Origin of the sequence: Acinetobacter sp. NIPH 817 (assembly GCF_000368405.1) — a bacterium.
Classification (GTDB): domain Bacteria; phylum Pseudomonadota; class Gammaproteobacteria; order Pseudomonadales; family Moraxellaceae; genus Acinetobacter.
In genome coordinates this window covers 2,474,820-2,487,479 of sequence record NZ_KB849420.1, presented here as the reverse complement: position 1 = coordinate 2,487,479, position 12,660 = coordinate 2,474,820, and the positions used below count along the sequence as shown (strand labels likewise).

The following is a 12,660-nucleotide window of genomic DNA, read 5'->3' as shown; positions in this document are numbered from 1 at the left end:
TGTTCTCTGTTCTCTGTTCTCTGTTCTCTGTTCTCTGTTCTCTGTTCTCTGTTCTCTGTTCTCTGTTCTCTGTTCTCTGTTCTCTGTTCTCTGTTATTGATATTTCTGCTTTAACTCATCCTTTTCTTGATCAGGTAAAAATGCGATTTTAAGTCCATTTTCTTGAGCTGTATAAATTTGCTCAGGGCTTAAACCAGCTAATGGGGCAGCAGTTAAATATTCATGTTGTATCTCAATACCTTCTACTGCTGGGTCATCTGTATTAATGGTGGCAAGTACACCATGTTCTAAAAAAGTCTTTAATGGGTGTTCTGCTAAAGAAGGCACTGTGTTGGTTTGAATGTTTGAGGTTAAGCAAGACTCAATACCAATCTCATGTTTAGCTAAATAATCTAAAAGTTTTAAATCTTGAACTGCTTTAACACCATGTCCAATTCGTTCAGCACCTAATTCTTCAATAGCTTGCCAAATACTTTCTGGGCCAGCAGCTTCTCCTGCATGTACCGTAATGTGCCAACCTGCATCACGTGCTTTTTTAAAGTGATCAATAAATAAATTGCCCGGAAAACCAAGCTCATCTCCAGCAAGATCCAGTGCTTTAATATCATTTTTATGGGCAAGTAGGGCATTTAATTCTTTTTCGCAAGCTTCCTGACCAAAAGTACGGCTCATAATGCCAATTAAATTCGCTTTTACCCCGTAAGCTTGACTACCTTCTTTTACACCCGCAATAACTGCTTCAACAACGCCTTCAAGTGGAAGTTGATGTGTCATTCCCATATAACCTGGTGAAAAACGTAGTTCTACATAGTCCAGACCTTGTTGTGCTGCATCTTGCATGTTTTCAAATGCAATACGTTTGCAGGCATCTAAACTCGCTAATACTTTTACGCCCCAGTCGAGCTTAGATAAAAAACTTAATAAGTCTGGTTGGTTATCCATAACTTGTACGTGTGGTCGTAACGTTTCAATGTCGTAAGCAGGTAAATCTAAATTGTATTGTTGGCCCAATTCTAAAATGGTTTGAATGCGGATGTTGCCATCAAGATGGCGGTGTATATCTGTAAGGGGGAGCGTTTTTGTAATCATAGCCTTCTTCTTATCTGTTCGTATTAATTCATCATGCCTGTTTAGGACTGCTGATAAAAGTTTGGATTTGCTATGTTTTTGTGAAAAGCGTTGAGTTGAGTTTTTTGAACTTACTATATTTGTATAAGTTTTAATTTTGATGACATTCTTCTGGCCTAAGAAGACAACGCAGTCTGTGTAAGATACAAGCACCAAGATTTTTATTGTTTTTAATTTCGCTGCGCCTGTTTTTGTTGACTCTTCAACAATAGATTGGCTGAAGAATGGTCATTGGTATTTTGCTTTTTAGTTGTAAAGATGAATAAAGGCTTGCTAAAGACCAAACTGATAAAGCGATTAATTTATCTGTAGAAATCTATTTCTGGCAAGTAAATGAAAAAGAAGAAATAGGAAGCGCTCAAATGAAGTCGGTACTTTGTCATCAAGCAAAATTGCAAGTCGTAGACCAACCGAAATTAACGCCTGCAAAAGGGCAGGTTTTGTTAGAGGTGGTGCGATGTGGGATCTGTGGCTCTGATTTGCATATGCAGCACCACTGCGACCACATGCATGATTTGGCTGCACGTGTTGGGTTTCATGGTTTAGCGAAGTCTACAGACCCATTTGTACTGGGTCATGAGTTTTGTGGCAAGATTTTAGACTACGGTCCAAAAACACGTCATAAATTCAAAGCCGATACACTCGTTTGTGCAATGCCTCTTTTAAATGTAGATCAGCATGGTTATTTGTCTACAGGGCTTTCACCAAATGCATCTGGTGGTTATGCCGAGCAAGTATTGGCTCAATCGAGCTTGATGTTTGAAGTACCCAATGGCTTGGATGCTGATAGCGCCGCCATGACTGAACCTATGGCGGTTGCATTGCATGCCGTTCGCCGTAGCCGTGTGAAAACCAGTGAGCCTGCTATTGTGATTGGCTGTGGTCCTGTTGGGCTAGGTGTCATATTAATGCTTAAAGCGGCTGGCGTTAAAACCGTAGTTGCCAGTGACTTTTCACCAAACCGCCGTAAGCTTGCCGAGCAATGCGGTGCCGATATTGTGGTAGACCCTAAAGAAACATCACCATTTGCTAACTGGAAAGAATTTGGTTTGCTTGGTAACGTTTCTGATGCCATTAACATGGGCATGGGACTGTTTGATAAGTTACAAGCGACTCGCTTACCTTGGTGGCATGGATGGCGCATGATTGATAAATTGGGTGCTCTGCCAAAACGTCCTGTTATTTTTGAATGTGTCGGCGTACCGGGTGTTTTGCAGCAAATTATTGAAGGTGCACCTTTGTTTTCCCGAATTGTTGGGGTGGGCGTGTGCATGCAAAGTGACAAAATTGAACCCGCACTTGCAATTAATAAAGAGCTAGAAATTCAGTTTGTGTTGGGCTATACACCGCTTGAGTTTAGAGATGCACTACACATGATTGCAGAAGGTAAAGTGAATTGCTCACCGCTCATTACCGGTGTTGTTGGCTTAGAAGGAGTTACCAATGCATTTGAAGCGTTACGTGACCCTGAACAGCATGCCAAAATCTTGATTGACCCGAAACGTAATGGTTCAGACATTCAATTAATGAGTCATTAATTCAAAGTCATTTATGCATAATAAAAGGTTGTGATCTCATTAATCACAACCTTTTTTATGAGTATAGATCGCAATATTGAGCATAAGTAAAACCTGCTCAGCTAATTTGTATTGCTCTTTAGTTGTTCTAGTTCTTGGTAAATCCAGTCAACAAATTTCTGAATAGTTGGAGTTATGTCTTGGCTTGAGTGAATGAGATAGTACTTTCGGCTGCCTTTTAGTTTTTTATTGGAAACAATCACCAACTCTTTTTTTTGTAGTTCAGACTCAATCAACATTTGCGGAATTAGAGCCATTCCCATGTCATGACTGGCAGCAACCGCAAGCATTGAAAATAACTCATGACGTTGTCCATCAAAAGGCTTCGGGTGCTGCATCTGATGAGTCAGAAACCATTCTTGCCAAATGCTAGGCCGAGTGGTTTGTTGTAGTAGGGGAATTTTTAGCAAATCCTCGCAGCTTAAATCATAGGTATTTTCATTGATCATCACCGCATCTGGAAAATACTTTTCGATCAGTTTTGGTGAGCACACAGGTACAATTTCTTCATCCATTAAATAATGTGCTTGTATGCTGGGCCAATGGTCAATTTGCTGCTGCGTACCTGCAAAAATAGCAGCATCAAAAATATTGTCGTTAAATAAAAAAGGCTTGGTACTGGTTTCTAAGTGAACCGTAATTTCAGGGTGTTTCTGATTTAAAAGATGAAGTTTGGGTAACAGCCAGCGCGTTGCAAAGGTAGGAACGACACCTAGCTTTAATGTTCCACCTAAACCTTTATGAGAAATCACATCGGCTGTACATTTCTCTAAACCTAATAAGTAGGGCTTAATACTTTTAAAATACTGCTGACCTGCAATGGTGAGTTCAACGCCATGCCGAGTACGTATAAAAAGTTCAACGCCTAAGAAGTCTTCTAACTGTTGAATTTGGCGAGAGACCGCGCTTTGGGTAATACATAACTCTTGTGCAGCATAGGTATAACTTAGATGTTTTGCTGCACTTTCAAAGCAAATCAGGCCCTGAATAGACGGGATGCTTCTTCGCATACATAAAATCCTTTTATTTTTCGTCATATTTCAAAACAGCATATGACCTAAATGCAGATATCAAAGTTTAGTATAAAAATAAGCCATTTTTAATGAAATACAACGAATTAAATATCTAAATTTAACGCGTCATATTTTAGATATGCGTAAGTCGCATATCTGCATGAAGATTTATCGTTTGATTACTGCATTTTTCACGCATAACATCGAGTTAAATAAAGAAGATCAAATCAAGCAGAGGATGCGATGAATCACATGGTGACAACAAAAAAAGCAAAAGTTCAATTTAACTGGCAAGACCCATTTTTAATTGAGCAACAGCTTAGCCCAGATGAGCGCATGATTCGTGATGCAGCTCATGCCTATTGCCAAGAACGTTTGCAACCCCGTGTACTTGAACAATTTCGTCATGAAACAACTGATCCATCTATTTTTCGTGAAATGGGAGAGCTTGGCTTACTTGGTCCAACCATTCCTGAGCAATACGGCGGTGCGGGTTTGAACTATGTGAGTTATGGCTTGGTTGCACGTGAAATTGAATATGTCGACTCGGGCTACCGCTCTATGGCGAGCGTGCAAAGCTCATTGGTGATGGTTCCGATTCATGAATTTGGTACCGAAGAGCAAAAGCAGAAGTACTTACCTAAACTAGCTACGGGTGAATACATTGGCTGTTTTGGTTTGACTGAACCTGATCATGGCTCGGACCCGGGCAGTATGATTACCCGTGCTAAAAAAGTTGATGGGGGTTATCGTTTAACTGGCGCAAAAATGTGGATTACCAATAGTCCAATTGCAGATGTATTTGTAGTCTGGGCAAAAGAGGTTTCTGCTGAAGGCAATGTCGGTGATATTCGAGGCTTCATTTTAGAAAAGGGCTGGGAAGGTTTAACTGCGCCTGCCATTCATGGCAAAGTCGGTTTACGTGCCTCGATTACAGGTGAAATTGTAATGGATAACGTTTTTGTACCTGAAGAGAATGCGTTCCCTGAAATTCGAGGTTTAAAAGGCCCATTTACTTGTCTAAATAGCGCCCGCTATGGGATTGCATGGGGTGCAATGGGTGCTGCCGAGTTCTGCTGGCATACAGCACATCAATACACCATGGACCGTAAACAATTTGGTCGTCCGTTGGCTGCAAATCAGTTAATTCAAAAGAAATTGGCTGATATGCAAACTGAAATTGCATTAGGTTTGCAAGTGGCATTACGTTTTGGTCGTATGAAAGATGAAGGGATTGCATCTGTTGAAGGTACATCTCTAATCAAGCGTAATAACTGTGGAAAGGCGCTTGATATTGCCCGCATGGCACGTGACATGATGGGTGGAAACGGCATTAGTGACGAATTCGGCGTAGCACGCCATTTGGTTAACCTTGAAGTCGTAAATACCTATGAAGGCACACATGATGTTCATGCTTTGATTTTAGGTCGTGCACAAACAGGCATTGCCGCATTTAGTAACTAACTCATTAATTTTTAAAAGATCAAGGTGTTCTTTCGAGAGCACCTTTAGGGATTTTTACGCAAAAATTTATGGAAAATGACAAGATTCATCGTAAGGATACTCATGTAAAGATGTGCCTCTGTGTACTTAAAACCAAATGTAAGATGATGAAAATATAGAAGATTAAGTCATACAGAAAACATAAGTAGGCTATCGATGACTCATTTGGGAAAATGAGGAACTAAAGATGAACAATGACGTTCAAGTAATATCGAAAGAGTTGAGAACTACATTTCCAAGTAACCTTGGAACATATGAAAAGATTGGACCAAATACATGGAAATGGGCGTTGTTATTTGCCTATTTTGCGATGGTGGTCGATGGCATTGATATTATGCTGCTGTCTTATAGCTTGACCAGTTTAAAGGCAGAGTTTGGTTTAAGTACCTTTCAAGCGGGGGCATTAGGTAGTGCTTCTTTAGCAGGCATGGGTATTGGCGGTATTTTGGGTGGCTGGGCATGTGACAAGTTTGGCCGTGTACGAACCATTGCCAACTCGGTAACCTTCTTTTCGGTAGCGACCTGCTTATTGGGTTTTACGCAAAGCTTCGAGCAATTTATGGCCTTACGTTTTATTGGTGCTTTGGGTATTGGAGCACTCTATATGGCCTGTAATACCTTAATGGCTGAATATGTACCCACCACTTACCGTACAACGGTCTTGGGCACGTTACAGACGGGTCAGACTGTAGGTTATATTGCTGCGACGCTATTAGCAGGGGCAATTATTCCAGATCATGGCTGGCGTGTTTTATTCTTCCTGACCGTGGTGCCTGCTTTTGTAAATATTTTCCTACAACGATTTGTGCCAGAGCCAAAATCTTGGCAGCTCACCAAAATTGAAAGCTTACAAGGCAACAGACAACCTAAAGAAATAGTCATGGCTGAAACGCCGAAAAGTGGCAGTATTTATAAGCAAATTTTTAATAACTTTAAACACCGCAAAATGTTTTTGTTGTGGATGACCACAGCATTTTTCTTGCAGTTTGGTTATTACGGCATTAACAACTGGATGCCAAGTTATTTAGAAACAGAAGTGCATATGAACTTTAAAAACTTAACCAGTTATATGGTGGGTTCATATACCGCGATGATTCTAGGCAAAATTTTAGCGGGTTATCTTGCAGACAAATTTAACCGCCGTGCTGTATTTGTTTTTGGAACAATTGCCAGCGCCGTGTTTTTACCAATCATTATTTTCTTCAATACCCCTGACAACATTTTGTATTTATTGATCACTTTTGGCTTCTTATATGGCATTCCATACGGTGTGAACGCGACTTATATGGCTGAAAGTTTTTCAACCGATGTGCGCGGAACGGCCATTGGTGGTGCTTATAACATTGGTCGTGTCGGGGCTGCGATTGCACCAGCCACCATTGGTTTCTTGGCATCGGGTGGGACGTTTACCATGGCCTTTATTGTGATGGGTGCTGCGTATTTTGTTGCGGGTGTATTGCCGGGCTTATTTATTAAAGATCGTCAGTACGATCCGCAAAAACAATCATAAACAATGACAAGAAGGTGCGTTGAGTACCTTCTAAAAAGATAAGGGTATCGTTATGGGTGCATTACAAGGAATTCGGGTTTTAGATTTAAGTCGTGTGCTTGCAGGGCCTTGGTGCGGACAGATCTTGGCAGACCTTGGCGCGGAAGTCATTAAAATTGAACGCCCTCGAGTCGGTGATGACACCCGCATGTGGGGGCCACCATGGATGCCCGATCAAGATGGAAACATGACTCGTGAATCTGGCTATTTTCAGTGTACCAACCGCAATAAATATTCAGTTGCGGTGGACATTACTACACCCGAAGGTCAGGCTTTAATTTATGAAATTGCCAAGACTGCCGATGTGGTGATTGAAAATTATAAAACAGGGTCTTTGGCTAAATATGGTTTGGACTATGCTTCCTTAAGTGAGTTAAACCCGAACATTGTGTATTGCTCGATTACTGGGTTTGGGCAAGATGGCCCACGTGCAGAAGAACCCGGTTATGATTTTATTATTCAAGGTATGTCAGGTCTGATGAGCATTACTGGCGAGCCTGATGATGTGGCAGGTGGTGGTGCGCAAAAGGTTGGCGTAGCTGTGGTAGATATTCAAACTGGATTGTATTCCACCATTGCCATTCAAGCTGCCTTGATTGCACGGTCGCACACGGGACGTGGTCAATATATTGATATGTCACTCCTTGATGTGCAGGTCGGGGCACTGGCAAATCAGGGAATGAACTATTTAGCTTCAGGTAAAGCCCCACAGCGTATGGGCAATCAACACCCAAGCATTGTGCCGTATCAAACTTTTAAGGCTAAAGATAAAGAGTTTATTATTGCTTGCGGTAACGACAAACAGTTTAAAGATTTGTGTGTTGCGATTGGTTATCCAGAGTTACTCGAAAATGAAAAGTTTGTGCGCAACCAAGACCGCGTAAAATATCGAGATGAACTGATTCCTTTATTGTCGAAGCACTTTTTAGAGAAAACCGCCAAAGAATGGGTCGACATGATTCATGCGCTTAAAGTACCCGTAGGTGTTATCAACTCTATTGAAGATGCCTTGGCTGAACCACAAATCGTGCATCGCAATTTGGTGGTGAATATTCCTCATCGTTTAAATGAAAACTTCCAAACCATAGGCTCACCAATCAAGCTGTCTGATACTCCAGTTGAATATCATCACGCACCGCCAGAGTTAGGTGAACATACTGCTCAAATCTTATCGAGATTTAAAACAGCAGAAGAACTCGCCGCGTTAAAGGAAAAGGGCATTATTGATGGGAAAATTGCTTAGGGCATTGTCGTTTTTAATGTGATTCAATTTAAATAAAAACTGTGATTTGCAATAAATCACAGTTTTTTTATTAGAAAATAATAGTTTTAATATTTAAAAATAAGCGGCAGCTCTGGTCTGAAATCATGAATCATTCCTTGAGACTCATGATCAAAACTAATTTCCATTAAATGTTCTGATCCATCTGTCACTTCAAAATTATCAACTGTATTGAACAGTAATGAAGTCGGGTGCTCTTCAAGGTTTGGAATAGAAACCTTAATTGTGGTGATTTCCGATAAATCTTTGCTATGCACAAGTGGTTGTTGTTTTTCTTTTGCGGCAAGGTCTGGTCGTGAAGCAAATGAAAGGAAGAACCACATCGGTTCAGATACCACAGAATCTTTGGCAACATTGACTTCTAAGCTGGTTGGTAAATAGCTTGGCTTGTACACCCAGTTAGGAAATTTTGCACTGTTATCTTCTTTATTTTTAGGGCGAAAACAAATACCAAAAGGGGATGCGATATTATTTTGAGTACTTAGTCGCTCAAAAAGCAGAGTCGGTTTGGTGAGATCACTTGAGGCTTCTTCTGGGTTATTTAAAAAGATTAACTCGATAAAGCTATTTTTAAAGAAAAAGCGTCTGTTTTCTGTACCTTGACCTGGGTGCTTGTTTGATGAACCTTCTGTTAGACCAAATTTTTTTAAAGTTTCAGCTTCAGGAGCTTCTGGTTTTACACAAATAAAAATATGGTCAACTTCCATTTTAAGTTCTCATACTAATGTTGATGAATATTAAATAATTGATTAATTGAATTTTTCATATTTATTGCAAGGGCCTCATCGAAGCCATCGACTAAAAAGCGGCTAATTAATCCTTCAATCACCGTATAGATCAGCTCAGATAAAGCTTCACCATTCGGTATATTGCAGTTTTGCGCAATCAGTACTTTAATCCATTGTTTATGGGCTTTAGAAATAGAAATAATGTCTTGATCATCTTGGTTCGATTCAGCGACCGCTCGTACAAATAAACAGCCTTTAAAAAAATCTTGTCTAAACCAATTGGTGTGCCAATCCAGAATTTTATTGATGGCTTCTAATCCTGTTGCATTTCCCACATAGCCCAAAAGGCTTTGCTTAAACCGTTCATCACGAGCAACGAGTACAGACTTAACCAGTTGATTTTTATTTTTATAGTAGGTGTACATGGTGGTTTTAGAGCAACCAGATTCATCGCGAATCAAATCAACGCCAACCCCGACAAAACTATTTTCATTAAATAACTTCTCGGCTGTATCTAATATTTTTAAGGCAGATTTTGACATGTGTCTTTTCCAAAAAATAAAATAGTACAGATCTGTACTATTTGAAATTTTATCTATATGCTTTTTAAAAAGCAAATTTTTGTTTGAGGAAAAAATCATGTTCTCGATCTTTTATGGCAAAGAAAAACTGGCTCCATCGCCCAGTAAAGTTGATGTTTTAAGAAGTCTTATTGGAGGTACGCTCAGTATTTTTATACTTCTGTGGTTGAGTAAGCTCACACACAATATCTTTATCATGGCGCCGTTTGGTGCGACCTGTGTATTGCTCTATACCGTGTCGCAGTCACCTTTGGCACAGCCGAGAAATATTATATTTGGGCATCTTATTTCGGCTTTTGTAGGTTTGTTTTTTCTAAAATTTGTTGGTGTTTCTATTTTTACAATTGCTTTATCAGTGGGCTGCGCAATTGCGCTCATGCAAGTGTTTAAATGCGTTCATCCACCTGCTGGGGCCAATCCTTTAGTTATTTTACTCACCGCAAGCAGCATACATTACCAGTGGAGTTTTCTAATTTTCCCTGTTTTGCTCGGTGCAGTGTCTTTAGTTTTGGTAGCGATGCTGATTAATAACATTAAAGCGAGTACCAAGTGGCCAATGTATGGCTTGGGAATTTTAAATAGTAAAAAGTAGGCAAGGTATGAAGTATTTTGAGCTTAAAAAAATGAAAGTATTCACTACGCCAAGATAGTGAATACTTTTGAGTGAACTTATGATTTCTTAGAAATACGTTCTTCGATGGCAAATTTGAGTAAAGAAGCGCTGCGGTAAAAACCATGTGCGAACTTTCCAAATGGCATGGTAATAAAAAACGTCATGACCGTGGCTAAATGGAAAATCAGTAAAAGTGCCATGTAAGGGGTATTGCGAAATGCCATAAGAACTAAGCCTGAAGCACTGACTAAAATTAAAAGGAAAATAAAGCCTCGATCTACAGGTTTCTGCTCGCGGTCACCATGTAATGGATGACGTTTAAGGTTTAAATAAAGCAAGCCAGATGGTCCAATCACTAAGCCAAACCCACCCAACGTACCTAAAATAACAGGGAAGCTAAAGATAGGGTAAGGCGCATGCAGGTTAAGGAAATAGTGATATAAAGTCGCTACACCCGTGGCTGCAAAGCAGAGCATAAAACCATAAAAAGTCAGGTGATGGAACACGCGGCGGATTTGTGTGTAACGATCATCTTGTTCATTACAGCCTTTGCCATGTCCACCGTCTAAATATTTAAGTGTTAATACATTTTGAGAGGCTTGAATAAGGTCTGGTTTCTCAACTTTGCCATGAATGACTTTAGATGTTTGTCGCCAGAATTTACTAATCCCGATACCAAGCAAAACAATAGCAACTGTAAAGGTCGCTCCAAACAGTAGCGCTAAAAAGTTATGCGGGAAAATCGCATAGAAATTACCTTGGTAGCCTGCAAACAGGTCGGTGCCTTTGTACCACACCACAGCTAACATGCATAAAAAGAAAATGAGTGATAACGCAGAAACAAAAGGAATCCCGACAGACTTATAAAGTCGGCCTAGTGGTTGAGGTGTCGCAAACTCTTGGTAAGTTTCCAAACGTACTTGCGCCATTGCTTTTGGAATGTTTACACCAAACTCATGTGGCGGGGCATATTGGCAAGCGTGTAAACATGCACCACAGTTATGGCACAGGTTTGCGAGGTAATGAATATCGGCTTGATTAAACTCAAGACGCTTGGTCATGGCCGCAAATACAGCACAAAAAGACTCACAGTAACGACAAGCATTACAAATCTGTAGCGCTCTTTGAACTTCCTGCTCATGGTCAGAGAGCTGAACAACTGGAATTAGGGCTTTAGTACTAGCATTCATGTTCAACTCCTTGTGAAAGTGCATAGTGGGCTGCATTTTTTCCGGCAATGCGTCCAAACGTCGTGCCAATCGACATACCAACGCCTGCGGTATAACCCTGACCGAGTACGTTCCCTGCCATCATTTCACCTGCCACAAACAGGTTGCGGCTGGCTTTATTGTTAAAACGTACCGCAGCATCGTCTTCGACCTTTAAGCCTAAATAGGTAAAGGTAATGCCGGGTTTAAGTGCATAGGCATAGAACGGTGGGCGATCGAGAGGAACGGCCCAATGGGTCTTGTTGGGAACAATATTTTCGGTGGTGCAGTCATCTAAAATGGTATGGTTAAAGGTGCCTTGTACACAGGCTTGATTAAATTTTTCTACGGTGTGACAGAAGGTTTTTACATCTAGCCCGATTTTTTCGGCCAGTTCTTGAATGCTATTTGCTTTTACACCCGCAAACACGGGTGGCATAAAGCGACCAATGGCTTTTGAGTCGATAATCGAATAGGCAATTTGCTGCGGTTGTTTGGCAACAAGGCGGCCCCAAATCGCATAACGTTTTGGCCAGAAGTCTTCGCCTTCATCGTAAAAACGTTCGGCTTTGTTATTGACCACAACTCCTAGTGAAACGCAGTCAATACGGGTGCAGATGCCACCGTCGTATAACGGTGCTCGTGCATCTACAGCGACGCAGTGCGATTGTGATGGGTCACCAATAATATCGGCGCCTTGATCTATCATAAATTTAAGTAAGTTGCCTTGATTAAAGCGGGTTCCGCGAATAATGAAATTATCGGCAGGCCATTCGCCGTTTTCATTTTGTCCCCATGCTTCTCTTAACCATTCCAGATTTGACTCAAAACCACCTGCGGCCAATACACAGCTTTTCGCTTTAAACACACGGCCATCTTCCGCAATTGCAGCTTCAAAATGTCCTTGGTTTAACTTTAGATCTTTAATTTTTGTGTTGTATAAAATCTCAATGCCAAGCTCTTGGGCACTTCGGTAATACGCATTAATGAGGGCTTTACCACCACCCATAAAAAAGGCGTTGGTACGTGCAACATGTAAAGCACCCGATAGTGGTGGCTGAAAATTCACACCATGTTTACGCATCCAGTCACGACAGGTCGCCGTGCTACGAATAACGAGACGAGCTAAGTGCTCATTGGTTTTGCCCGCAGTCACTTTAAGTAGGTCTTGCCAATATTCTTCTTCAGGGTAGGCATCGACCAATACATCTTGAGGAGCATCATGCATGCAGCGAAGGTTACGAGTGTGTTGTGAGTTACCACCACGCCATTCTTTAGGTGCTGCTTCTATGACAAGCACAGACGCGCCACTTTCTTTTGCCGTGAGCGCGGCACACAGTGCGGCATTCCCACCACCAATTACAATCACATCATGCATGGATTTCTCCCTTTCTCAGCTAGGGCTAATGTAGCTTTAAAAGGAAATGTGAAGTGAGAGGCTAAACTTGAATGGGTATTTAGTAAAAATAAACACTAAA

General features: G+C 40.9%; 11 protein-coding genes. 5 read left to right on the top strand and 6 right to left on the bottom strand.

Annotated features, from left to right (window positions below; translation table 11 throughout):
• Positions 1-93: 93 nt before the first annotated feature.
• Complete coding sequence (add, locus tag F968_RS15305; protein WP_004794426.1) at positions 94-1,089, bottom strand: adenosine deaminase; 996 nt, start codon at positions 1,087-1,089, stop codon at positions 94-96.
• A gap of 401 nt (positions 1,090-1,490) precedes the next feature.
• On the opposite strand from add, the gene F968_RS15300 reads away from it, so the two are divergent.
• On the top strand, positions 1,491-2,666 hold the full coding sequence (locus F968_RS15300; protein ID WP_004794425.1) for a zinc-binding dehydrogenase: 1,176 nt from the start codon (positions 1,491-1,493) through the stop codon (positions 2,664-2,666).
• A 101-nt stretch (positions 2,667-2,767) separates the two neighbouring features.
• On the opposite strand, the gene F968_RS15295 is transcribed toward F968_RS15300, so the two are convergent.
• Complete coding sequence (locus F968_RS15295) at positions 2,768-3,715, bottom strand: LysR substrate-binding domain-containing protein (protein WP_004794422.1); 948 nt, start codon at positions 3,713-3,715, stop codon at positions 2,768-2,770.
• A gap of 246 nt (positions 3,716-3,961) precedes the next feature.
• Here F968_RS15295 and F968_RS15290 point away from each other — a divergent pair, with 246 nt between their 5' ends.
• The 3 genes from F968_RS15290 to F968_RS15280 all read left to right on the top strand — a co-directional run bounded on the left by F968_RS15290 (position 3,962) and on the right by F968_RS15280 (position 8,013).
• On the top strand, positions 3,962-5,182 hold the full coding sequence (locus F968_RS15290) for an acyl-CoA dehydrogenase (protein WP_004794420.1): 1,221 nt from the start codon (positions 3,962-3,964) through the stop codon (positions 5,180-5,182).
• 226 nt (positions 5,183-5,408) lie between these two features.
• Complete coding sequence (locus tag F968_RS15285) at positions 5,409-6,731, top strand: MFS transporter (RefSeq protein ID WP_004794418.1); 1,323 nt, start codon at positions 5,409-5,411, stop codon at positions 6,729-6,731.
• A gap of 52 nt (positions 6,732-6,783) precedes the next feature.
• Positions 6,784-8,013, top strand: coding sequence for a CaiB/BaiF CoA transferase family protein (locus F968_RS15280; protein WP_004794416.1), 1,230 nt, complete (start codon positions 6,784-6,786; stop codon positions 8,011-8,013).
• Positions 8,014-8,099: 86 nt separating this feature from the next.
• Here the strand turns inward: F968_RS15280 and F968_RS15275 are convergent, their stop codons facing one another.
• Both F968_RS15275 and F968_RS15270 read right to left on the bottom strand, forming a co-directional pair.
• A complete protein-coding gene (locus F968_RS15275) occupies positions 8,100-8,759 on the bottom strand; it encodes a VOC family protein (protein ID WP_004794414.1) in 660 nt (219 codons plus the stop codon).
• A 14-nt stretch (positions 8,760-8,773) separates the two neighbouring features.
• Entirely contained in the window at positions 8,774-9,322 is a 549-nt protein-coding gene (locus F968_RS15270) for a TetR/AcrR family transcriptional regulator (protein WP_004794412.1), read from the bottom strand.
• Between the two features lie 97 nt (positions 9,323-9,419).
• Between F968_RS15270 and F968_RS15265 the strand changes: the two genes are divergently transcribed.
• On the top strand, positions 9,420-9,953 hold the full coding sequence (locus F968_RS15265) for an HPP family protein (RefSeq protein ID WP_004794411.1): 534 nt from the start codon (positions 9,420-9,422) through the stop codon (positions 9,951-9,953).
• A 77-nt stretch (positions 9,954-10,030) separates the two neighbouring features.
• On the opposite strand, the gene tcuB is transcribed toward F968_RS15265, so the two are convergent.
• Positions 10,031-11,164: a tricarballylate utilization 4Fe-4S protein TcuB gene (gene tcuB, locus F968_RS15260; RefSeq protein WP_004794409.1), complete on the bottom strand. Its 1,134-nt coding sequence runs from the start codon at positions 11,162-11,164 to the stop codon at positions 10,031-10,033.
• A complete protein-coding gene (tcuA, locus tag F968_RS15255; protein ID WP_004794407.1) occupies positions 11,154-12,560 on the bottom strand; it encodes an FAD-dependent tricarballylate dehydrogenase TcuA in 1,407 nt (468 codons plus the stop codon). Before tcuA ends, tcuB begins: the two co-directional genes overlap by 11 nt.
• Between the last annotated feature and the right edge of the window lie 100 nt (positions 12,561-12,660).